Source organism: Pseudomonas sp. BP01, from assembly GCF_022760795.1.
Taxonomy (GTDB): domain Bacteria; phylum Pseudomonadota; class Gammaproteobacteria; order Pseudomonadales; family Pseudomonadaceae; genus Aquipseudomonas; species Aquipseudomonas putida_Q.
Genome location: NZ_JAFBKA010000044.1, coordinates 24,293 through 46,665, shown reverse-complemented (window position 1 = coordinate 46,665; position 22,373 = coordinate 24,293). Strand labels below are relative to the sequence as shown.

Here is a 22,373-nt window from a genome sequence, read left to right as displayed (position 1 = left end):
CTTCGCGGGTAAACCCGCGAAGAGGCCGGTACAGGCAATAATCAGCTACGGGCCAACCGCCCGCTCACATAGTGGGCCACATCATTGAACCCCGGCGTCGATGCATGCCCCGGCGTCACCAGCGAGTCAATGAACGCTTCATCCTCCGCCGTGATCTTCACCGCCAATGCACCACCATAGGTATCCCACTGTTCCTCGGTACGCGGCCCGACAATCGCCGAACTCACCGATTGGTTGTTCAGCACCCAGGCAATGGCAAACTCGACAATTCCCACGCCCTTGGCCCCTACATAACCCTGGATCTGCCGGGCGATAGCCAGCGACTCCTGGCGCCATTCCACCTCCATGATGCGCTTGTCCTGGCGCCCGGCGCGGCTGCCGGCATCGGGCACAGCCCCCGGCGCATACTTGCCACTGAGTACGCCTCGGGCCAATGGGCTGAATGGCACCACGCCCAGCCCGTGTGCGGCGGCTGCAGCAAGCTGCTCCGGCTCGGCCTGGCGGTTGACGATGTTGTACAGCGGCTGGCTGACCACGGGCTTGGGCACACCCAGTCGCTCGGCAATGTGGCAGACCTCGGCAATGCGCCAGCCACGGAAGTTGGACACGCCCCAGTAGCGGATCTTGCCCTGGCGCAGCAGGTCGCCAATGGCCTGTACGGTCTCTTCCAGCGGCACCTTGTGGTCTTCGCGGTGCAGGTAGTAGATATCCAGATAGTCCATGCCCATGCGCGTCAGTGTGGCTTCCAACGCGTTGAAGATGTGCTTGCGCGACAACCCGCTGCGGTTTGGCAGGCCGTCGGCCGGGCCGAAACCAACCTTGCTGGCGACGATCCAGTCCTGGCGATGGCGCGCCACTGCTTCACCGACGATTTCTTCCGAACGCCCGGCGTTGTAAACGTCGGCGGTGTCGATGAAGTTGACGCCCTGGTCCCAAGCCTTGTCGATGATGCGCAGGGCGTCCTCGGTGCTGGTCTGCTCGCCGAACATCATGCTGCCCAGGGTAAGGGCGGAAACCTGCAGGCCACTGTGGCCGAGAGGGCGGTAGATCATGCGCGTTGGTCCTTTTGCAGTCGGCTGATCCACCTGTTTTACACACAACCGGGGCGCTTTGAAAGGCGGCTTTCAGCCAATCAGCGCGATCGCCTCCTGCAGGCTCAAGGGGCGCTTCAGGCGCTGCGAAAGCGTCGCCATGGCATCGGAGTAACCCTTGGCGATTACGGCCTCGACCTGTTCATCCACACACTGAAGGGCAATGAAATCGCCGTGTTCCGGCTCACCGACGAACTCGATCCGGTTCCACTCCCGCGCATGGCCGAGCACTTCATAGGTGCGGCCGTGCTGGTAGGTCCAGAAGAATGGCACGTCGGCGTAGCGGCGCTGCTCGCCGAGCATGTTGCCGGCGGCGATCACCCCGTGTTGCTGGGCCAGGCGCCAGTGCTCGATGCGTACCGGGCGCCCTGAGAGCGGGAAAGTAGCGATGTCACCTGCGGCCCACAAACCGTCAGCGGCGCGCAGTTCGGCATCGACCCGCAACGAGTTGTCCTCGTTCAGCTGCACGCCCTGAAGGAAGGCGGTGGCCGGTTTCACGCCGGTGCCGAGCAGTACCAGTGGCGTCTGCAGGCGTTCACCGTTGGCCAGCAGCACCGCTTCGACTTTGTCCTGGCCTTCGAACCGCTGGACCTCAGTGGGGCCATGAAAGGTGACCCCTTTGCGCTCATGTAATGCGCGGATGCTGCGCCCGATGCGATCACCTAGCTGCTTGGCAAGCGGGACCTCATGGCGAGTCACCACGTGCACCTGAACCCCGTACTTGCTCAGGGCCGAGGCTGCTTCCAGGCCGATGAAGCCGTCACCCACGATCACCGCCGGCTGGCCGGGTTCGGCTGCGTCGAGCAACCGTGCGGCATCCTCACGCGAGCGCAAGGTGAGTACGCCGGGCAAGTCGACGCCGGGGATGTCGGGGCGCAGTGCTTTGCCGCCGCTGGCGAGCAGGCAGCCGTCGTAACCGATCTGTTGGCCATCGGCCAGCATCAGTTGGCGTTTGTGACTGTTCAAGGTGCGCACCTTACCGTGCTTGCGCTCCAACTGCCCCTTGCGCAGGGCATCGGCTTCGAGCAACGCCGGCACTTCATCCGGCGTCATCTGCCCGGCAATCACGAATTTGCTCAGCGCGGTGCGGTCGTAGGCCGGTTGGCGTTCCTGGTCGATCCATACCAGCCGGCCAGCGAAGCCATGGGCCAGCAGGGTCGCAACCGCGGCGCTGCCAGCCGCACCGGCACCGACCACAACGAAGCAGCGGGCGTCGCTGTGCCTGGGTGGCTCGATGGGTGGCAGAGGCTGGTCGTCTACCCAGACTTCATCGTCCTTCACCCAAGCCTTGTAGCGGCGCAGGTCAGCCAGCGCTGGTGGTTCGCAGACCACCCCGTCATCGACGGCGAATGCAGCCTTGTGCCAAGGGCAGACCAGCAAGCCGCCGCATACCACGCCTTCGTCCAGTGGGGCACCTGCGTGGGGGCAGTTGCCCTGGTAGGCATGAACCTGATCGCCCTGGCGAATGATGATGAGCTCTTCATTGCCGGCCTGAACGCGCAAGGGCCTGTGTTCGTCGAGTTGGGCCAGAGGGGCCACGGCGTGCTGGGTCATGGGGTTCTCCAAAGGGCCTTTGGAACCATTTGACGCCTGGGGTAGGGAGGGGATGCGTTGAACCGACGATCGGTGGAGGAGGGAGATGTTGGGTGGCCTGGCGGGCCTCTTCGCGGGTGAACCCGCTCCCACAGGATCATCACAGGCCAGGACATTGCGGTTTCCGTGTGGGCCCCCACAGGGTCACCACAGACTCGAAGGCTGTGGCATGCCTGTGGGAACGGGCTCACCCGGCAGCAGGCTCAACTGGCCCGTGCAGAACTCAGCGCACCCGACCGCGTGACACGCAGGGCCACCAGGCTACCCAGCACGATCAATGCCGCCAGCGAATACAGCGCGGCATCGGTGGAACCGGTCTGGTCCTTGATGAACCCCACCAGGTACGGGCTGAGGAAGCCTGCCATCTGCCCCACGGAGTTGATGATCGCCAGGCCGGCAACGGCTGTACCGGCGCTGAGCAGGGCGGTTGGTATCGGCCAAAACATCGGCAGCCCGGTCAGCGCGCCCATGGTGGCGATCGACAGGCCCAGAATGGCAATGGCTGGGTTGCCGGCGAAGTTCACCGCAATCAGCAGGCCGACGGCGCCCATCAGCATCGGCACCACAAGGTGCCAGCGGCGCTCGTTGCGCAGGTCCGCCGAGCGGCCGCAAAGGATCATGAACACACCTGCCAGCAGGTACGGGATGGCGCTGAGCCAGCCGATCAGCAGTGGGTTGTCGAAGCCCATGTTCTTGATGATCGACGGCAACCAGAAGTTGATCGCGTACACGCCACTCTGGATGCAGAAATAGACGAAGCCAAAGGTCCAGATCAGCGGGTTGGTCAACACGGCGAGCACGCCATCGCCCGTGGTTTTCGGCTTACCCGCAGCATCGGCTTCGAGGTCGTTGGCGATCAGCTGGCGTTCGGCCGGGCTCAGCCAGGCGGCTTTCTGGAAGCCGTCGCTGAGCAGGAACACCGCCAGTACACCCAGGGCAACGGTGGGCAGGCCCTGGATCAGGAACATCCATTGCCAGCCGGCCAGGCCGTGTTGGCCGGCGGCGAAGTGCTGGAGGATCCAGCCGGAAAACGGCCCGCCGAGCAGGCCCGATACCGGGATCGCCGACATGAACAGGGCCATGATGCGCCCGCGACGGGCGGCCGGGAACCAGCGCGAAAGGTACAGCACCACGCCCGGGAAGAAGCCTGCTTCGGCAGCGCCGGTGAGCAGACGCAGGGCGTAGAATTCGGTGGGGGTGGTGACGAACAGCAGGCAGGTGGACAGGCTGCCCCAGGCAATCATCATCAGCGCAATCCAGCGCCGCGGGCCGAAGCGGTTGAGTGCCAGGTTGCTTGGCAGACCGCAGAGCACGTAACCGATGAAGAAGATGCCGGCGCCAAGGCCGTACACCGTTTCGCTGAATTTCAGGGCGTCGAGCATCTGCAGCTTGGCAAAGCCGACGTTGACGCGGTCCAGGTAGTTGAACAGGTAGCAGATGAAAATGAACGGAATCAGCCGCAGGGTGATGCGCCGGTACAGCGCGTTGCGGGTGGTGTCCGTGCCTTGGTCAGGGGCGGGGCTGTGTGCCATGATCGGGTTCTCTGTTGTTATGGTTTTCGCCGCGTCGCCTGTTCCGGCGCTCGCCCTGACGAGTCTCGGGGACTGCGGCTAGCCTGTCTTTGTGCTTTTGCACAGTGCTTGGCCCAGGCTGCTGTGCCCGAGCCCAAAAGCCTAACACCTAAAGGACCACGCAATGTTCGAACTCGACCATGACCTGGCACAGGATATCGTTGACCGGGCAATGGCCATTCTCCCGTGCAACGTCAATGTCATGGACAGCCAGGGCTTGATCCTGGGCAGCGGCGAGCCGGAGCGCATCAACACCCGTCACGAGGGGGCGCAACTGGTTTTGGCCAACGGCCGAATCGTCGAACTGGATACTGACGCGGCCAAGTGCCTCAAGGGTGTGCAGCCCGGGGTGAACCTGCCACTGATGCTTGATGGCCGGCTGATGGGTGTACTGGGCCTGACCGGAGACCCACAGCAGGTACGCACCTATGGTGAGCTGGTACGCATGACCGCCGAGATGCTGTTGGCCCAGCGCCATCTACAGGCCGACCAGCAATGGCGACGGCAGCGCTGTAATGATTTGCTGGCGCTGTTGTTGGGCGGCAGCGGTGATTCACCCCGGCTGCTCGACGAAGCCCGGCAATTGGGCCTGAAGCCTCAGCTGCCGCGGGTACCTTGCCTGTTCGAACTGGCCTCGGGGCCACCCGCCGAGGCGTTGTCGGCGTGGTTGACGAGTCGGTACCCGGACAGCTGGTGTGTCAGCCCGGCCCGCCAGTCATTACTGTGGTGCCGGCCGGCCAGCGTGGCACTGGATGAGCCGCGCCTGCTGGAGCGCCTGCAACGTCACGGCTGGGACGTGGAGCGGCTAGCCCTGGGCAGTGCCGCGCAAAGCCTGGAGCAGTTGCGCCGTGGGTACCGCCGGGTACGTGACTTGCTGGCCTACGGCCGCGAGGTATTGCCCACCGAACGCTTGCTCAGCCTGCAGCGGTACCGGCTGCCGGCGCTGCTGTGGCGCCACCGCAACGATGACGCGCTGGATGAACTGCTGGAGCCACTGCAGCGCATTCGCGCCAGGGACAACAGCGGCCAGTTGCTCACCACCCTGCGTGCCTGGTGCGCCCATGACGGCCAGAGCCAGGCCTGCGCCGATGCCCTGGGCATCCACCGCAACAGCCTGCGCTACCGGCTGGAGCGGATTGCCGAACTGGGCGAGGTCGACCCGCTACGCATGGAAGGGATGCTTAGTTTGTACTTGGGGTTGCAGCTGTTGCCAGCAGCCTGAAGTATTCACCTGCACTGGCCCTATCGCCGGCAAGCCAGCTCCCACAGGATGCATGCTGCCCTCAGGGCTGTATCACACCTGTGGGAGCTGGCTTGCCGGCGATAGGGCCAGTGCAGGCAAAAAGGCATCCGCCCAAACAACCCGTCCAGCGTTTTGTGCATTTGACCGAGGCCCCCTTGGCGAACAGCTGTCAGCATGCCGCTCATCAGGACAGGAGAATCCCCATGAAAATCGTCATTGCCCCCGACTCGTTCAAGGACAGCCTCGACGCTGCCGGTGTTGCCCGCGCTATCGCCGCAGGCCTGCGCGAGGCGTGGCCGGACGCAGAGCTGGTCGAGTGCCCGATGGCTGACGGTGGCGAAGGCACCATGGAGGCGATCCTGGCCGCCAGCCACGGCGAACTGCGCCGCCAGACCGTGCGTGGGCCACTGGGGCAAAGCGTGGAGGCCGGCTGGGGCTGGATGCCGCATAGCCGTACCGCGATCATTGAAATGGCCCAGGCCAGTGGCCTGCAACTGGTACCAACCGGCCAGCGCGACGCTTGCCGCAGCAGCACCTGGGGCACTGGCGAACTCATCGCCGCAGCCTTGGCCGCCGGCGCGCAACGGGTGGTACTGGCCATCGGCGGCAGCGCCACGAACGATGCCGGCAGCGGCATGTTGCGCGCACTCGGCCTGCGCCTGCTGGACGCTGACGGGCAAGCGCTGGAAGAGGGCGGCCTGGCCCTGGCCAAGCTGGCCCGCATTGACGCCAGCGATCTCGACCCACGGCTCGCCGAAGTGCAATTCGAAGTGGCGGCCGATGTCGACAACCCGCTGTGCGGCACCAATGGTGCTTCTGCAATCTTTGGCCCGCAGAAGGGGGCCAGCCCGCAGCAGGTGCAGGCGCTGGACCAGGCGCTAGGCCATTTTGCCGACCATTGCGCCCAGCTGCTGGGTGAGGATGTACGGGATTACCCAGGTTGTGGCGCTGCCGGTGGCATGGGCTTCGCCGCCCGTGCGTTCATGGGCGCACAGTTCCGCCCGGGAGTGGAGGTGGTGGCTGAGCTGGCTGGCCTCGATGCCCTGGTGCAGGGGGCAGATCTGGTGGTGACAGGCGAAGGCCGTTTCGATGCCCAGACATTGCGCGGCAAGACGCCGATGGGGGTGTCCCGGGTAGCCAAGCGTCATGGCGTGCCAGTGGTGGTGCTGGCCGGGACGTTGGGTGAAGGTTATCAGCAGTTGTATGCCCATGGGGTCGATGCTGCATTTGCGTTGGCCAGCGGGCCGATAAGCCTGGAGCAGGCTTGTGCCAATGCTGCGCAGTTGCTGCAGGCGCGGGCTTGTGACATTGGTCGGCTGTGGCGCGTTGCAAAGCGAACATGAACATCGTGTAGGAGCGGCCTTGTGTCGCGAAAGGGCTGCGTAGCAGCCTCAGGCGTATTCGCGTCAATGCAGAAATCCTGGGGCTGCTATGCAGCCCTTTTCGCGACACAAGGCCGCTCCTACAAAAGCTTCACTCCTGCGTCTCGAACATGGCAATGAAGTTGGCCAATGCTGGCGAAGCGTTCTGGGCATTCCATTTCATGTACAGGCCGATCCCGGGCGCGGGTTGCTCATTGAGCGGCCGGATCGCGCAGAACTGCACGCGCTCACGCGCAGTGGAACCGACGAACGAGGCCGGCACCAGGGCCACGCCAAAACCGCAGGCTACCAGGCCCAGCAGTGTATGGATCTGCGCCGCCTCCTGCACGACCTTGGGATAAAAACCCGCCGCCTCACACAGCGCCAGCAGCTGCGCGTGATAGCCACCGCCCAAGGCTTGCGGGGTGAATACGAAATCCTCATCGGCAAACTCGCACAGGTCGACTTCTCCCTGCTGTGCCTTGGGGTGGCTGGCGGGCAAGGCCATGACGATCTGCTCGTCAAGCAACAAACGTGCTTCAAGGGCGCCGGTCGGCAGCGGCAGCCTGCGCATGAAGCCGATGTCCGCCTCACCGGCCAGCAGAGCCTTGGCCTGCGAGGCGGATGGCATTTCGCGAATGGTCAACTGCACGTTCGGGTAAGTCTCGCGAAAACGCCGCAAGCTACTCAGTAGCGAGTCGTAATAGGCAATGGAAATGGCGGTGATGGTCAGCTTGCCGCTGACCCCTGAAGACACATTGCGGGCGTATTCGATCCCTTGTTCCAGCTCAGCCAGCGTGCGGTAGGCCGTGTCGAGAAACGCCGCACCCGCTGCGGTCAAGCGCACCCCGCGCTTGTTACGCAGCAGCAGGCTGAAGCCCAATTTTTCTTCAAGGCGGTTGATCGCCTGACTCAGCGGCGGCTGCGCCATGTGCAGGCGTTCGGCGGCCTTGTGAAAGTGCAATTCTTCGGCCACAGCGATGAACTGCCTGAGCAAACGTGTTTCGATCATCCAATATTCCTACTGCGTGGCTACTCGGCGGTGATATCCATCAGATATCAAACGTTCATGCTTTTAATATTAAGTCATGGATTTGTTTGTTGATATCGTAAAAAGGAGAATCGAAGGTAACCTGAAATGCCCGTTACAAACCCTTTTCACAACAAAGTTGCGGTCATCACCGGTGCCGCACAGGGCCTTGGCTTGGCCTATGCCATGGCGTTGGCCGAACGCGGCGCGCGGGTAGTCATCAGCGATCTGGGTACCGACCGATCCGGGCAAGGGCGCGACGCCTCGGCGCTCAATCACGCACTGGCGGTCATGCGTGGCAAAGGCTTTGCTGTGGTTGGGCACGCCGGCCAGCTGGAGAACGAGGACACTTGCAAGCAACTGGTTGAGCTGGCCATCGAGCATTTCGGTGCCCTGGATATCCTCATCCACAATGCCGGCTGGGTCGATTACCAGCGTATCGAGGATCAGGAAGCCGCCTTTCTGGACCGTGCGCTGGGCATCAACGTGCAGGCCCCCGTGTGGCTAGCCAAGCATGCCTGGGCCCACCTCAAGCGTTCCGCAGCGCCACGGGTAGTGCTGACCACCTCGGACCGCGCCATGTACCAGCGCTATGCGCAGCCTGGCCTGGTGGCCTACGCCGCCGGCAAGATGGCCCAGGTCGGCATCATGAACGCCCTGAGCATGGAGGGCCAGGAGCACGGCATCCTGGTCAATGCCATATCGCCGGTGGCCAAGACCCGCATGTGGGGTATCAGCCAACCGCCAGAAGAGCTGAAGCCCGAGTGGGTTACGCCTGGCGTGCTGTACCTGGCCAGTGCGCTGTGCCATGACACCGGCTACATCTTGCGCGCCAGCAACGGCCAGTTCACCGCCACACGCTTCAACGAAAACAGCGGCGTCAGCTACCCCCGGGACCTGGGCCGTGTGCAGGCCGACGACCTGGCGCAGGTGGCCGAGCGCTGGAACCGCATCAAGGAATGCAACTACGTGCCAGTCAAAGTCGCCAATACGCGCGCGGACCTGGGTGAAAGCCTGGTCTGGGATGAGCGCAGCGGCGCGTTGTACTTCGTCGATATTTCTGGCGGGCGCATCAACTGCCTGACACCGGATGGCGAATTTCACAGCCTTTACGCGTCAGCCGCGCGCATTGGCGCATTGGCGCTGACCGACCGGGGCAACCTGATTTTCACAGAAGATGCTAGCGTGGCCATCTTCGATGTGCCGGCGCGCAAGGTGCTTCAGCATTCTGCATCTGTCCACCCGCGTTCGACCTACCGCTTCAACGACGGCGCCTGCGACCCGCAAGGACGCTTCGTGACCGGGCTGATGGACGAAACCTTGAGCGGCAATACCGGGGCGCTGTTCCGCTTCGACGGGCAGTTGAACGACCAGGTGATCCACGACGACATGGCCTTGCCCACCGGCCTCGCCTGGTCGCAGGACGGCCATACGGTGTACTTCGTCGATTCGGCGGCGCGCGCCATCTACCGTGCCGAATACCTCGCCGAAGGCCGGCTGGGCGCGGTAACGCTGTTTGCCGAAACCCCCGCTGAACTGGGGCGGCCGGATGGCCTGGCGCTGGACCGCGAAGGCGGGCTGTGGGTGTGCCAGTACCATGGCAGCTGCCTGTTGCGCTACGACCGCCACGGCCACCTGACCGACCAGGTCTTGATGCCGGTGCCGTGCCCCACCAGCTGCTGCTTTGGCGGGCCGGGCTTGAACACCTTGTACATCAGCACCGCGCGCTTCGACATGAGCCCCGAAGAGCTGCATCATTACCCCGATGCTGGTGACCTGTATGCCATCCGCCCGGAAACTGGCGGCGTCGCCCGGCACAGCTTCAAGGAATAAGCCGTTGCGTCTGGCTGGCCGGTAAAACGGCCAATTCGCCAAAGCGCTGCGCCGAGTCGATATAGCGCAAGGCCGACTTGGCGTCTTTCCAACCCACATAGCTCATCAGCGACTTCAGTTCCCAGCCATTGGCGGTTGCCCAGGTGGCGAAGCCACGCCGTAGCGAGTGGCCGGTATACAGCGCGGCCGGTACCCCGGCACGCTCCAGCATGCGCCGCAGCAGGCCGACCAGGCTGTTGCTGTTGAGCGCGCTGTCCCCAAGGTTGCCCCAGCGGTCGAGCTTGCGGAACACCGGCCCATGGGCAATGCCGGCGACCTCCAGCCATTGCAGGTAGGCTGTGACCGGGCACAAGGCCTTGAGAGCAGGGGTGCGGTGTTGCACGCCCAGGGCTTCACGGTCGCCCTTGCTGCGCGGCAGGAACAACGTGATACCGACACCGGCTTCGGCCTGAATATGCTCGATGCGCAGGCGCGCCAGTTCATCACCACGAAAACCACGCCAGAAACCCAGCAACAGTAGCGCACTGTCGCGCCGGGCCCGGCGCAGGGCGGCCAGGTCGTGATGTTCACGTGCCTGGCGGGCCTCCTCTTCAAAACAGGTCACCGCAGTTTGCAGGTGCTGCAACAACAGCGGGGCTGCCTGCTTGGGCGGCGTCGGGTGCAGGGTGCGGATACCGCGGAGCACCTGGCGCACCAGCGGCGCCTTGGTCGGGTCGGGGAAGCCTTGGGCGACGTGCCATTGGCTGAGCGCAGCCAGGCGCTGGCGCAGGGTGCTGACGGCATGCTGGTCGGCGTGGTCGGCCAGGTAGCGGGCAATGCTCTCGGCGGTGGCCGGGAGAAAACCGCCCCAGTGGGTTTCGAAGTGCTCGATGGCAGCCTGGTAGCTGCGCCGGGTGTTGTCACGGGTGGCGGCGCGGAGGTAGCGCTCGATATCGGTCATGGTGCGGGTGTCGGTGGGTAATGAGCACACGATAAACCGAATCAGGGGATATTGCATGCCAGCGCGGTGCCTGTAGGAGCGGCCTTGTGTCGCGATGGCGCGCGAAGCGGGCCCAGATTGTCAGCTTCGCAGCAGATATCGTCGGGGCCGCTTTGCGGCCCATCGCGACACAAGGTCGCTCCTGCAGGGGTAACGCGTCAGCTGGGGTCAGTGGGGCAGCGCCAAGGTTCGCATTACACGCATGCCCTCTCCTCGACACCATTGAACGGTGGGTACTCGCGCAACTGCGCCGGCGACAGTGGCCGGCTGAAGTGGTAACCCTGAGCGATATCACAGCCGGCGAGCTTCAGGCACACCACCTGTTCGCGGGTTTCCACGCCTTCGGCGACCACTTCCAGGCCCAGGCGCTTGGCCAGGATAATGGTGGAGGTCACGATCGGGCTGTCATCGGGGCTGTTGGACAGCGGCGCTATCAACGAGCGGTCGATCTTGAGCTTGCTCAATGGCAGCGAATGCAGATGGGCGAAGCCGGCGTAGCCGCGGCCGAAATCATCCAGGCTGATGCCCAGGCCGGCGCCGCGCAGTGTGTGAAGGTGCGCCACTGCCGGACCTTCGGGGTCGAGGATGGTGGTTTCAGTAATTTCCAGCTCTAGCTGCTGCGGGGCAATGGCATACCGTTGCAGTTGGCTGAGCAACCGCGCAGCGAAGTCGCCCTGGCGCAGTTGCAGGGCGGACACATTGACGGCCAGTCGCGTTCCGCAGCCCTGGGCAGCCCAGCCCGCCAAAGCCTCACAGGCCAGGCGCAACACCTCCCAGCCCAGGTCGACTATAAAGCCGCTGCGCTCCGCCAGGTCGATGAAGCGGTCCGGGTACAGCAGGCCGAACTCGGGGTGGTCCCAACGCACCAGCGCTTCGTAGCCCAGCACCTGCTGGGTGTCGAGGCGGATCTGCGGCTGGTAGTGCAGCACGAACTGGCGCTCGGCCAAGGCGCTGCCGAACGCCTGTTCGAGGGTGAAGGCCTGGATGTCGGCAAGGTTCAGCGAGGGATCGAAGAAGCGGTACTGGGCCCGACCGGCCTGCTTGGCAGAGTACATTGCGGCGTCGGCACTACGGATCAGGCTGTCGATGTCCTGGCCATCGCGCGGGCAGATGCTCACGCCCACGCTTGGGCTGGTGTTGACCTCCTGGCCGTCGAGGGCATAGGTGGCCGACAACCGCAGGACCAACTCACGGACCCAGGCATTGATCTGGTCTTCGCTGCGCTCGCCGGCCAGCAATACCACGAATTCGTCGCCGCCAAAGCGCGAAGCCTCGTCACCGGGTTCCAGCAAACGCTGGATGCGCCCGGCCACAGCCTGCAGCAGCAGGTCGCCGATCTTGTGCCCGAGCGAATCGTTGATCGACTTGAAGCGGTCCATGTCGATGAACAGGATCGCCATTAACCGGCGCTTGCCACGCTGGCGGGTCAGCGCCTGGCCGGCCACCTCGACGAACTGGCGGCGGTTGTGCAGCCCGCTGAGGTGGTCGGTGGCAGCGGCGTGGCTGCTGCGCCGGTGTTCGTCCTCAAGACGGCCGATAAGCTGCTGGTTTTCCTGCTGGGCCTGCTCCAGTGCGCTAAAGGCCTCCTGTCGCTTGCGCAAAAGGCGCAAGGTCCACAGCAGGCTGGCGATGATCATCAGCGTCATGCTCAGGTTCAACCAGAATTGTCGGGAATAGGCCAGGGTCGAAGGCGCGAGGATTTCATCCTGGCGCTGGCTGACCACTACGCTGAACCCGCGCTCGGGTACACGGCGGTAAAGGCTCTGGTACGCTTCGCCGGCTGCGTATTGGGCCAGCATGCCCGTTTCGCTACCGGTATGCGGCAGTTCTGGCTGCAACGCATCGCCGGCGACCACCACGCCACTGGTGTCTATGCGCAGCCGCTCCAGGCCGTCATCCTGCAGCAGGCGCACCAGCCCGCTGCGCCCCAGGTCGATATGCTGAAACAGCACCGCCAGGTAGCCGATATCCAGTTGCACCACGAGGATGTTTTCAATCTCGCGGCCCGGCAGGTCGGTCAACGGCAGCATAAAGGGCAGGCGCCAGTTTGGCAGGGTGGCGTCCTGGCCAGGCGGCTGCACACTGGGCAAAAAGGGCTTGAAACCATAGCGGGCAACGTGCCTTTGCAGCTGGCGTAACCAGTCCTCGGGCAGTGCGCTGGCCTCGTCGGCATGGCTGGCCGACAACAGCCGGCCTTGCCGGTCGTACAGGCTCATGCGCTTGAACACCGGGTCTTCGGCCAGTATCCGCGCCAGGCTGAAGTTGCCTTGGCGCAGCACCTTCATGTCGTCCTGGGTGACCCGGCCAACGGCCTGGGCGCGGTCGACCAGCTGGCGCAGGCTTTCGCCGACGATGCTGGCCAGGTTCAGGTGCTCGGCGGCCTTGGCCGATAACGCGTCCTGCCGGGCGGCGGCTTTCTGCGTCATGTGCAGCCCCCAGAGAAAGGTCAGGGTGGCTGCACACAGCATCAGGATCAGCAGCCGCAGAAGGCTGGCGGATGAAAGCGAACGGCGTATCACTGCTGATAGTTCCCGACCCTGGGCGATGCTCAAAAAATACGACAGACAGATGACAGGCTGATGACTGATGGCTAATTGCCTTTAAGGGGCTCCTGTATCCGCCAGGGGCGCCTGAAGGCGTGCGGTTTCTTCCTCGATGTAGCTGATCAGTGCGCTGACTTCGGCATCGCCCAGGCGCATGTTGGGCATGGGCAGGCGGTTGTACTGCTCGTACAGCAGCATGGCCAACGGGTCTTGCTCTGCCAGCATCCGGTCGGGCTCTTTCAACCAGCGGGCCAGCCAGTTAGCGTCACGCTGTCGGGTCACACCCAGCAGGTCCGGGCCGATGCCGGGCTGCCCTGGCGCGTGATCGCCCAGGGTGTGGCAGGATGAGCAGCGGGTGCGGAAGATCTGCTCACCACTGCTGGGCGCGCGTATCTCAGGGGCCTGGGCGTAGTCATTGCTCATGGCGCTGGCCTGCTTCCAGTTGTGCAGGCTGTTGCCCAGCCGGTCCGCGAGGATGTATGGGCTTTCGAAGGGCGAGGCCTTCATCCAGCGGCCAGTGGCCTGGTTGCCGATGATCAGGCTCAGGTTGTGGTCTTTGGAGCGGCCGTTTTCGAGGCCTTCGATCCACAGCCCCAGGCTACGGCGCAATTGCTCGATGTCGTCGGGCTCGCCGGTGAGCAGCGTCCAGCCAGGGCCGATGCCAAACTTTTCGGCGTAGTGCTTTAGGGTGGCCGGGGTGTCGTTATAGGGGTCGATACTGATGGAATAGAGGAAGATATCCTTGCCGACCCGGTCCCCCAGAATCTTCTGCACCTGGCGCAAGCGCGCGGTTTCCACCGGGCAGGAGTCGGAGCAGCCGGTAAAGATGAAGTTGATGGCGACCACCTTGTCCTTGATCAGGTCCTCGAAGAAATGCACCTTCCCGCCGTCCTGGGTGAGCAGGGGGATGTTGGGAAAGTAGTCGGCGCCCCATGGGCTTGCGGTTTTTTCGGCCACCGGTTGTTGCGTCTGCAGTGGCCAGAACGGGATGCTGGCGGCAAATACCGCGAGTACCAGCAGGAAACGCCATGAGCCGGGCATGATAGGGTCCTCGATGGTGTGCAGCCCTTCGCGGGCACGCCCGCTCCCACAGGAACTTCACAGAGCTCGCAGCTGCGCGACTTCTGTGGGAGCGGTGCACTCACTGATATCTGACTGGCGCTGTCACCGTCTGCCCCAGCGTCGATTTCACCGTGACCGTGGCTGGCGTGGCCGGGCCGAAGCCGGTGGTGGTCACCGAGACCCGCCAGCGGGCACCTGTGGTAGCGGCAGTCAGCGTGGCGTTCCCCAGGCTTACCGGGCCCCCGGTGGTTGCCGCAGTCACACTGATGCTGTTGCCGGTGGCCACCGTGGTCGTCCCCTGCACATCCCAGGTGAAGCGGTTGCCGCTGCGCACCTGCACCGTGGCACTGGTGACCTGGATCTGGTCGACCGCCGCCGCCGCGCTCACAGCGATGCTGACCGTGGCCGGGGTCACCGACTCGGCCCCCTTGGCATCACGCGCCGTGTAGTTGAAGCTGGCAGTGAACGGCGTGGCGACCGTGGCAGGTGGGGTGTAAGTCACCGTGGTACCGTCCGTGCTGACGCTGCCCAGGCCGGAGTCCGGCTGGCTGAGGCCGGTCACGATTAGCGGTACGTTGCCGTCCGGGTCGGTGTCGTTGGCGAGCACGTTCAGCGTAATTGCCTTGCCAGCAGTTGTTGCTGCACTGTCATTGGCCGCGACGGGAGGCTTGTTGGCCGGGTCGTCGTTGTCGTCATAGCCTTTGGTACGGAAGGTTGGCAGGCCCACCGAAGCCATGTATTGCACGCCATCCCACCCTGGCAGCGGGGTCGGCATTACCTGGAACTGCCCCGGGTGCTCAATGTCCCAGCGCAGCAGCATCGACGAGTCCTCATGCTGGGTGTTGTGGCAGTGCTCCATGTAGGTACCCGCGAACTCGCGGAAGCGAATGGCCATTTCCACTTCTTCCGACGAATCAGTCTCCGGCCCGATGCGGTACACGTCCTTGCGCGCCCATTTTTCCCATTCTGGTGGTGACTTGCCGTCGCGGCTGAGAATCACGCCTTCCTCGAAGTGCACGTGTACTGGGTGGCTCCAGCCATCGCCACCGTTGACGATTTTCCACACTTCCAGGGTGCCATCCCCGCTGAAACCACCGTCAGTAGACTGATTGGCCAATTGCGGTGCAGCAGTGATGCGTCGTGGGTCCATGCTGTAACCGAAGCCACCATCGGTCTTGATGGTCCACGGCTTGGTGTCGGTACCGTCGGAGCGGCCAAAGATGAATTCGCGGTGGCGGGCATCCTTGAGCTTGGCCAGGTCGGCGGCAGAGTTGCGGTCAATGGGCAGCGGCAGCATTTTCAGGCCTGCGGCCTTGCCTGGCTTGGCTGGCTCGTAGGCCACCGGGTCCATGCTCAGGTCCTGGCCGGTGTAAGGCTGCACCAGCAATTGCAGGAACTTGCCGACTGCGGGGTCGCCGTTGTCCCACTGCGGGCCTTTGCTGGTCTGCTTGATCACCGCCTTGTATTTGCCCGACAGGACATCGGCCAGTGAAATGGCAGCTTCCGGGCCCTTGCCGGTGCGGTGCTCCTGGAGGTTGACGAAGTACAACTTGTCGCCGGCCTTGATGCCGTTCTTGGCAAAGTTGATGATGATGTCGTAGCGCTCGGCGATGGCTTGCAGCGGCAGGATGCCATTGTTGTCTTGCAGGTTGCCGTCGCCGTTGAGGTCCAGGGTGCCGTCGAATGGCACGGCGTGTTCCATGATGTTGCCGTCGTTGGCGATCATGTGGAACGGCACCCGCGCATACGACAGGTTGGAACCGGAGGGGCCTTTGAACTCACCGCTGGTCCCGGCAATTTCCCGCACCACGGCAAACTTGAAGTAGCGCGATACCGAGCCGTTGAGGATACGGAAGCGGTAGCTGCGCGCACGTACCTTTAGCTTGGGCTGATACTGCCAGTTGACCAGAATCTGGTCGCCGAGGAAGCCATCGGTGTTGAACGGGTTGAACCACAGCTGGCCGTTGGCATCCCAGGCCTTGTCGGCAATCATCAGGTTGACGTCATAGTCACGGTTGCCCCACGGCATGCCCGAGCCGCTGGGGAAACGCAGGTTTACGCCATCCTGCAGGGCCTCGTTACCGCGGTCCAGCGCACTGTAGTAGTTCATCATCACGGCGTTGCCCTTGTAGACGTTCTGCGCCGTGAAATCCATCATGTGGTCGTGGAACCAGTGCGTGCTCATGGTTTCACGCCAGTCACCGCGGATCTTGATGCTACCGTTCTGGCAGGTTTTGAGGCCCGGCGTGGCGTCGTTGACGAACAAGGTTTCACCCGGCGAGCAGGGGAAGGCCGCACGCGGATCCTGGGCACGGGTGTTGATGGTGTCGTAGCCGGCCAGTTGCACCGGCCAACGGTAGTCGTAGTACTGGCCGGGGAAGAAGTAAGCGTTGGCAAAACCATCGCTCTCAGCCGGGGAGTGGCCATTATGCTCGTGGGTCGAGATGGTGTGCAGGCCAAAGCCGCCGTTGGCAGAGGGGTCGATAGGCAAGGCGTTGTAATGGCGCATCAGGATCGGCTGACCATAGCGCACCATCAGCAGCTTGGCCGGGAAGGTGCCGTCGAATGTCCACAGTGATTTATGGTTCTGCAAGGGCATGTTCGGGTGAAAGCGCGTGTCGATGCCCTTGGTGGTGCCCAGCGTGGTCGGGATGTCGGAGGTCTGGTAATACAGACCGCCGGGTGCGAACTCGCCAACCGCATAGTTGTGCAGCTGTTTGCGGTCACGCAGGCCGAGGTTGATGCGCGCACCGGCCTGGGCGGTCTTGAACGCCGCCTGTGGGTAGAACTCGTTCCAGCGCTGGTGCGACCAGGCTTTTCCTGGCGGCCGGCCTTCGGCCGGCGAGCCGACCGGCTGGCGGTTGAGGAACATCTCGATCTGCGCCTTCCAGGGGTTGCGGTCCAGCACATTGGCGTACTGGGCCGGGAACGGGTAAAGGCCGGGTTGCTTGAGAAACGCCTCAAGTGCCGTGCCACTTGGCCCGCTGCGCGCGACTACGTTGGGGTCTTGGGCGGGGGCCGCGCCGAGGGTGGGTACAGGGAAGGTCAGCTCGGGCGCCGGCGTAGTCGGGTCCAGCTTCTCTGGCCCGAATTCTTCGAACAGCAGCAATTGCTGGGTGAAGGGCTGCGCACCGAACAACGGGCTGGGCTTGCCGTTGGTGGGGTACCTGTCCGAGGTTTGCAGGGCGGGCGGCAGCACGTTGTCTATACGCACCGTATTGCGGTCGCCGTATGCGCCATTGATCAGTTCAAGCGAGCCCTGGTTAGCTTCTGGCAAGGTGTTGAGGTTGAGCAAGGCCGGGGTCGGGTCGGCAGGCTGATCGGTGTAGGCCGATGGGTCGGTCGGCGACGGTTGGCTGTTGTCGTCCATGGGTGAGGCCATGGCCGTGATCAGTCCGAGGCTGACCATTAGCGCAGTGACGGAAGACAGCATCCATGCGTGCCCTGTAGGGTGGATCACGGCAGGTGTTTTCATTGCCTTGTGCCTCGCTCGCGGCTGTATGGCTCTAAGCCATCAATGGCGTTTTGCCCGTTAAAAGGCCCTGAGCAACGGCTGTGCCAACAGTTATTTCGGTAATGCTTTGTTAAACAAATCCTTGTGGCGCCTGATGCCCGCGAAATGACGGGGCGTCAAAAATGGGTATAAGTCCCCACTAGCGGGTACCCAATGCCCATTGGTTGGGGGGATTGGGGCGTGACACCCCTGGCGCGCTGGGGTATATCTGTTGGCCACCAAGGGGAGCCCAGCAGAGGGCTGAGAAACCGCTGAAGGCTGCAGCGCGGTGACCCTTCGAACCTGATCCGGATCATGCCGGCGAAGGGATGGGGCTTGTTACCTGCCTTTTTGCCGGCCTCACTGCGAGGCCCGTCCATGTCAACTGCCAAGGTCTCGCTGTCACCTTCATCAAGGACAGCAACATGACCGAACGTTTCAGCCAGTCCCTGCGCCGCCAAAGCGAGCCGACCTGGTCGGCGGCCGTTGGCCACCGTTTCGTGACCCAATTGTGCGACGGCAGCCTGCCGGACCCGATCATGGTCGACTATCTGGTGCAGGACCATCGCTTTCTCGACAGCTTCCTGACCCTGCTCGGCGCGGCCATCGCCACCGCCGATACGTTCGAGGCGCGCCTGCGCTTTGGCCGCTTTGCCGGGATGATCTCAAGCGATGAGAACACCTACTTCCTGCGCGCTTTCGAGGCCCTGGATGTAAGCCCGGCGCAACGCATTGAGCCGGCTGATACCGCGCCAACCGCAGGTTTCAAGGCGATCATGCGCGAAGCGGCAGCCACCCGCTCATACGCCGCGGCCTTGGCGGTACTCAACGTTGCCGAAGGCCTGTACCTGGACTGGGCGCTGAAGGCGCCAAAACCGATGCCGGACAACTTTGTCCATGCCGAGTGGATCACCCTGCACGACAACCCGGCATTCCAGAGTTTCGTTGCATTCCTGCAGGCCGAGCTGGACCGTGTCGGCCCGCAGCACGCCGCACTGGCCAGTGACTTCTACCAGCGCACTGTTGCGCTGGAGCTGGCCTTCTTCGATGCCGTCTACCCGGAGGGCAAATGAGCATGGATATCTTCGAGCGCCTCAAGGGCGCAGCCACCCATCAGTGGCGCAGCTACGTAGACCATGACTTTGTGCGGCAGATGGGTGAGGGCACGCTGAGTGAGGCAGCGTTCCGCACTTACCTGGTACAGGACTACCTATTCCTCATCCAGTTCGCCCGTGCCTGGGCACTGGCGGCCTACAAGAGCCGTCGCCCGGCCGACATCCGCGCGGCGCAGGCCGGGTTGGCGGCGATTCTGGATGAAACCGATCTGCACTTGCGCCTGTGCGCCCGCTGGGGGCTGACCCAGGCCGATATCGAGGCCGCGCCAGAGCACCAGGCCACGGTGGCATACACTCGCTACGTGCTGGACTGCGGCGCCGCCGGTGACCTGTTGGAGCTGCATGTGGCGCTGGCGCCTTGCGTGATCGGCTATGCGGAGATCGGCCGGACCTTGGCCGAGCGCATTGGCGACTTGAGCAAACACCCGTACCGCGAGTGGATTGGCGAGTATGCCGGTGAAGGCTACCAGGGGGTGGCGGCCGCAGCGCGCAAGCACCTGGATGAGCTGGCAGCGCGGAGCATGACCGAGCAGCGGTTTGCCGAGTTGGTGGGGATCTTTGGCCAGGCATCCAGCCTGGAGGCGGACTTCTGGCAGATGGGCCTGGACGGGGTGGCGTAGCCCCCGGGGCCGCTTTGCGCCCCATCGCCGGCAAGCCGGGCTCCCACAGGGACCGCGTAATGATTGAAGGGTTGAACCGTACCTGTGGGAGCTCGGCTTGCCGGCGATGGGCTGCGCAGCAGGCCCAAAGTGCTTGGTCGACTGGGTGAATCCTACCCAGCCAAAGCCCGCTTTGGTGCATGAATGCCTCAAAATAAGTCGTTCAGCACACCTTCATGACGCCGAAATGCGACTTTAATGTTCACAGTGCACATCACCTTCTGGGCTGCCTGCCCGATTTGATTCCGGGTTTCGGCCCTCGAAAAAGCGGCCCGCATATTGCTCTTCCAGCTCCCAACTACCACCCGGAGCCCCGTGCAATGAGCTCACCCAGCGAATTCCCCCTCAGCGAAGCCCCGCAATCCGCCCGCAAGGGCCTGCTGCCGATTGCGATGGTGCTGTTCAGCTTTACCTTTTTCACGGGCACCATGTTCGCCGGCGGCAAGCTAGGCATGGCCTTCAATTTTGTCGACATGTTGTGGGTGGCCACCCTTGGCAACAGCCTGCTGGCCTTGTATGCCGCTGCGTTGGCATTCATCGCCGCGCGTAGTGGGCTGAACACTGTGCTGATGGGGCGTTTCTGTTTTGGTGAAGCGGGCAGTCGGCTTTCGGACTTTCTGCTGGGTTTTGCTGAACTGGGCTGGTACGCCTGGGGCACAGCCACCGTGGCCATCGTGCTGGTCAAGCTGCTGGGGCTGGCAGAAGGTTTCAGCGTGCCGTTGATGGTGTTGTTTGGCCTGGGCTTCAGCATTACTGCCATCATCGGCTTCAAGGGCCTGGACGTGCTGTCGCGAGTCTCGGTGCCGTTGATGTTCGTGCTGCTGTTGGTCTCGATGTACATTGCCACCCGCGATGTCGGTGGCTTTGCCGGCCTGGCCGCAGTAGTACCGCACGAAACCATGACCTTTTCGGCCGCAGTGACCATGGTCTTCGGCACCTTCGCCAGTGGCGCCACCCAAGCCACCAACTGGACACGCTTGTCGCGTAGCGGCCGGGTGGCGGTGATCGCCAGCGTGGTCGCGTTTCTTGTGGGTAACGGCCTGATGGTGGTGGCCGGTGCCTGGTGCGCGATGATTTACCAGCAGGCCGACATCGTCGAAGTGATGATGCTGCAGGGCTTGTCGTTCGCGGCGGTGGTGATGCTGTGCCTGAACCTGTGGACCATTCAGGGGCCGACCATCTACAACGTGTCGGCCGCCGCCTGCCATTTGCTGCGCAGCGGGCGCAGGCGCACGGCAACCCTGCTGGCGGCCGGGGTTGGCATAGTGCTGGCGATTGGTGGCATGTACGAAATGCTGATCCCGTTCCTGGTGCTGCTGGGCTCGATCATTCCACCGGTGGGCGGGGTGATCATGGCTGACTTCTGGTATCGCCACCGCGGCAAGTACCCGGCACTGGCCACGGTAAGCCTGCCACGCTACAACCTTATCGGGCTGTTTGCCTATGCCGTGGGCGCGGTGCTGGCCTATGCCTCGCCGTGGGTCGCGCCGCTGGTGGGTATCGGCGCCTCGGCCCTGTGCTACATCGCCCTGCTCGAACTGGGCGCACGCCACAGGGCACCAGGCCAGGCGGGCGTGGAGCCGTGAGCCTGGCGCTGGACGAGATCCTGCATTTGCCTGGCCTGCACGAGATGCGTGTGCTGGCCGGGGCACGTAACCTTCAGCGGCGGGTGCGCTGGCCGTATGTGGCGGAAAACGAAGGCATTGCCGAATGGGTAATGGGCGGTGAACTGGTGTTCGTCACTGGCATCAACCACCCGCGCGGTGAGGCCAACCTGCTGAGCCTGGTGGAAGATGGCGACGCAGTGGGCATCGCCGGCATGGTGATTCTCACTGGCGGCAGCTTTATCCAGAGCGTGCCTGCGTCTGTCATTGCGCGAGCCGAGCAACTTGGCATGCCGCTGATCGAGCAGCCCTATGCGCTGAAGATGGTGGTGGTGACCCACCTGATCGGCACGGCGCTGGTGCAGATGAGCCAGGTACGCCGCTCGCGTCACGATATCCTTGGCCAGCTGCTCACGGGTGACTACCCGAGCCTGGCCATTGCCCGGCAGCGGGCAGCGCACCTGCATCTGGCACTGGACGAACCGCGGCGCTTGCTGGCTTTGCGCCTAGCGGGCGTGGATGGCTTGTTCGAGCGCCATGGGCTGACCCACGGCGAGCGTACCTGGCAAGCTACCCGTCAGGCCCTGGAAGACCAGCTTGAAGCCTGGTGCCGCCAACGGGCAGGCAGCGTGATGGCGCAGCTGCCGGGTGATCTGTTCGTGGTACTGCTGGCAGATACGCACGACTTGCCTGAGACGTTGGCTGTGCTTTACCGGCAGTTGCAGGCCACGACGTGTGAACTGAGTTTGCACATGGGTTTGTCGAGCGTCGCCGACGATTGCGCGCACTATCGCCAGGCCCTCAACGAGGCTCGTCAGGCCCTGGACGTCGCGCAGCACCTGCGCCCAGCCAACGGCTATTGCAACTTCAGTGAACTTGGCGTGCTGCGCCTGCTGCAAGGCATCATCGACCGCTCGCTGGTCGACGATTTCGTCAGCCGTACGCTCGGCCCGTTGATCGCCCCTGGGCGCAAGCAGGCCAATGCCTTGGTGCACACCCTCGACGCCTTGCTTATGGAAAACGGCAACGGGCAAAAGGCCGCACAGCGCCTGGGGCTGCACCGCAATACCATCAATCAGCGCATCCAGCGCATCGAACAACTAAGCGGGCAGTCCATTGATGACCCGCTTTTTCGCATGAATGCTTCGGTCGCCATGCTGGTATGGCGCATGAGTGAAGCCCACGACAAGGAGTAA

The 22,373-nt window shown here is 63.6% G+C and carries 15 protein-coding genes, 1 pseudogene and 1 riboswitch; of the genes and pseudogenes, 8 read left to right on the top strand and 8 right to left on the bottom strand.

Annotated features, from left to right (window positions below):
• Positions 1-41: 41 nt before the first annotated feature.
• From JOY50_RS26690 to JOY50_RS26680, 3 genes are all read right to left on the bottom strand, one after another.
• Complete coding sequence (locus JOY50_RS26690) at positions 42-1,052, bottom strand: aldo/keto reductase (RefSeq protein WP_132840837.1); 1,011 nt, start codon at positions 1,050-1,052, stop codon at positions 42-44.
• Positions 1,053-1,124: 72 nt separating this feature from the next.
• Positions 1,125-2,645, bottom strand: coding sequence for an FAD-dependent oxidoreductase (locus tag JOY50_RS26685; protein WP_132840839.1), 1,521 nt, complete (start codon positions 2,643-2,645; stop codon positions 1,125-1,127).
• 242 nt (positions 2,646-2,887) lie between these two features.
• A complete protein-coding gene (locus tag JOY50_RS26680; protein WP_243056090.1) occupies positions 2,888-4,216 on the bottom strand; it encodes an MFS transporter in 1,329 nt (442 codons plus the stop codon).
• A gap of 163 nt (positions 4,217-4,379) precedes the next feature.
• Between JOY50_RS26680 and JOY50_RS26675 the strand changes: the two genes are divergently transcribed.
• Together JOY50_RS26675 and JOY50_RS26670 are read left to right on the top strand one after the other, a co-directional pair.
• Entirely contained in the window at positions 4,380-5,477 is a 1,098-nt protein-coding gene (locus JOY50_RS26675) for a sugar diacid recognition domain-containing protein (RefSeq protein ID WP_243056089.1), read from the top strand.
• 224 nt (positions 5,478-5,701) lie between these two features.
• Positions 5,702-6,841, top strand: a complete 1,140-nt coding sequence (locus tag JOY50_RS26670) for a glycerate kinase (RefSeq protein WP_132840847.1) — start codon at positions 5,702-5,704, stop codon at positions 6,839-6,841.
• A 130-nt stretch (positions 6,842-6,971) separates the two neighbouring features.
• On the opposite strand, the gene JOY50_RS26665 is transcribed toward JOY50_RS26670, so the two are convergent.
• Complete coding sequence (locus JOY50_RS26665; RefSeq protein ID WP_132840849.1) at positions 6,972-7,871, bottom strand: LysR family transcriptional regulator; 900 nt, start codon at positions 7,869-7,871, stop codon at positions 6,972-6,974.
• A gap of 126 nt (positions 7,872-7,997) precedes the next feature.
• On the opposite strand from JOY50_RS26665, the pseudogene JOY50_RS26660 reads away from it, so the two are divergent.
• Both JOY50_RS26660 and JOY50_RS26655 read left to right on the top strand, forming a co-directional pair.
• Positions 7,998-8,558: pseudogene (locus JOY50_RS26660) on the top strand (SDR family NAD(P)-dependent oxidoreductase); the annotation flags it as partial.
• Positions 8,559-8,612: 54 nt separating this feature from the next.
• Positions 8,613-9,722: an SMP-30/gluconolactonase/LRE family protein gene (locus tag JOY50_RS26655; protein WP_243056091.1), complete on the top strand. Its 1,110-nt coding sequence runs from the start codon at positions 8,613-8,615 to the stop codon at positions 9,720-9,722.
• Here the strand turns inward: JOY50_RS26655 and JOY50_RS26650 are convergent.
• The 4 genes from JOY50_RS26650 to JOY50_RS26635 all read right to left on the bottom strand — a co-directional run bounded on the left by JOY50_RS26650 (position 9,712) and on the right by JOY50_RS26635 (position 17,781).
• Complete coding sequence (locus tag JOY50_RS26650; protein WP_132840853.1) at positions 9,712-10,719, bottom strand: site-specific integrase; 1,008 nt, start codon at positions 10,717-10,719, stop codon at positions 9,712-9,714. The two genes, JOY50_RS26655 and JOY50_RS26650, sit on opposite strands and share 11 nt — an antisense overlap.
• 176 nt (positions 10,720-10,895) lie before the next feature.
• Entirely contained in the window at positions 10,896-13,220 is a 2,325-nt protein-coding gene (locus tag JOY50_RS26645; RefSeq protein WP_138736358.1) for a bifunctional diguanylate cyclase/phosphodiesterase, read from the bottom strand.
• Between the two features lie 81 nt (positions 13,221-13,301).
• Positions 13,302-14,285 carry an SCO family protein gene (locus tag JOY50_RS26640; RefSeq protein ID WP_243056088.1) on the bottom strand — a complete coding sequence of 328 codons (984 nt, stop codon included), beginning with the start codon at positions 14,283-14,285 and terminating at the stop codon, positions 13,302-13,304.
• 100 nt (positions 14,286-14,385) lie between these two features.
• Positions 14,386-17,781: an Ig-like domain-containing protein gene (locus JOY50_RS26635; protein ID WP_243056087.1), complete on the bottom strand. Its 3,396-nt coding sequence runs from the start codon at positions 17,779-17,781 to the stop codon at positions 14,386-14,388.
• A gap of 250 nt (positions 17,782-18,031) precedes the next feature.
• Positions 18,032-18,146: riboswitch (TPP riboswitch) on the top strand.
• A 78-nt stretch (positions 18,147-18,224) separates the two neighbouring features.
• Between JOY50_RS26635 and JOY50_RS26630 the strand changes: the two genes are divergently transcribed.
• The 4 genes from JOY50_RS26630 to JOY50_RS26615 all read left to right on the top strand — a co-directional run bounded on the left by JOY50_RS26630 (position 18,225) and on the right by JOY50_RS26615 (position 22,373).
• A complete protein-coding gene (locus JOY50_RS26630; protein WP_063424202.1) occupies positions 18,225-18,872 on the top strand; it encodes a TenA family protein in 648 nt (215 codons plus the stop codon).
• Positions 18,869-19,534: a thiaminase II gene (gene tenA / locus JOY50_RS26625; protein WP_132840863.1), complete on the top strand. Its 666-nt coding sequence runs from the start codon at positions 18,869-18,871 to the stop codon at positions 19,532-19,534. The genes JOY50_RS26630 and tenA overlap by 4 nt, the downstream gene beginning before the upstream one ends.
• Positions 19,535-19,893: 359 nt before the next feature.
• Complete coding sequence (gene codB, locus JOY50_RS26620) at positions 19,894-21,159, top strand: cytosine permease (RefSeq protein WP_243056086.1); 1,266 nt, start codon at positions 19,894-19,896, stop codon at positions 21,157-21,159.
• Positions 21,156-22,373 carry a PucR family transcriptional regulator gene (locus tag JOY50_RS26615; RefSeq protein ID WP_132840868.1) on the top strand — a complete coding sequence of 406 codons (1,218 nt, stop codon included), beginning with the start codon at positions 21,156-21,158 and terminating at the stop codon, positions 22,371-22,373. The genes codB and JOY50_RS26615 overlap by 4 nt, the downstream gene beginning before the upstream one ends.

What these genes read in the sequence shown, in the direction of transcription:
- JOY50_RS26655 (WP_243056091.1), top strand. Translation starts at nt 8,613, where the DNA reads ATGTGGGGTATCAGCCAACCGCCAGAAGAGCTGAAGCCCGAGTGGGTT.
- JOY50_RS26630 (WP_063424202.1), top strand. Translation starts at nt 18,225, where the DNA reads ATGACCGAACGTTTCAGCCAGTCCCTGCGCCGCCAAAGCGAGCCGACC.
- JOY50_RS26650 (WP_132840853.1), bottom strand. Translation starts at nt 10,719, where the DNA reads ATGCAATATCCCCTGATTCGGTTTATCGTGTGCTCATTACCCACCGAC.
- tenA (WP_132840863.1), top strand. Translation starts at nt 18,869, where the DNA reads ATGAGCATGGATATCTTCGAGCGCCTCAAGGGCGCAGCCACCCATCAG.
- JOY50_RS26690 (WP_132840837.1), bottom strand. Translation starts at nt 1,052, where the DNA reads ATGATCTACCGCCCTCTCGGCCACAGTGGCCTGCAGGTTTCCGCCCTT.
- JOY50_RS26685 (WP_132840839.1), bottom strand. Translation starts at nt 2,645, where the DNA reads ATGACCCAGCACGCCGTGGCCCCTCTGGCCCAACTCGACGAACACAGG.
- JOY50_RS26640 (WP_243056088.1), bottom strand. Translation starts at nt 14,285, where the DNA reads ATGCCCGGCTCATGGCGTTTCCTGCTGGTACTCGCGGTATTTGCCGCC.
- JOY50_RS26635 (WP_243056087.1), bottom strand. Translation starts at nt 17,781, where the DNA reads ATGAAAACACCTGCCGTGATCCACCCTACAGGGCACGCATGGATGCTG.
- JOY50_RS26670 (WP_132840847.1), top strand. Translation starts at nt 5,702, where the DNA reads ATGAAAATCGTCATTGCCCCCGACTCGTTCAAGGACAGCCTCGACGCT.
- codB (WP_243056086.1), top strand. Translation starts at nt 19,894, where the DNA reads ATGAGCTCACCCAGCGAATTCCCCCTCAGCGAAGCCCCGCAATCCGCC.
- JOY50_RS26675 (WP_243056089.1), top strand. Translation starts at nt 4,380, where the DNA reads ATGTTCGAACTCGACCATGACCTGGCACAGGATATCGTTGACCGGGCA.
- JOY50_RS26665 (WP_132840849.1), bottom strand. Translation starts at nt 7,871, where the DNA reads ATGATCGAAACACGTTTGCTCAGGCAGTTCATCGCTGTGGCCGAAGAA.
- JOY50_RS26680 (WP_243056090.1), bottom strand. Translation starts at nt 4,216, where the DNA reads ATGGCACACAGCCCCGCCCCTGACCAAGGCACGGACACCACCCGCAAC.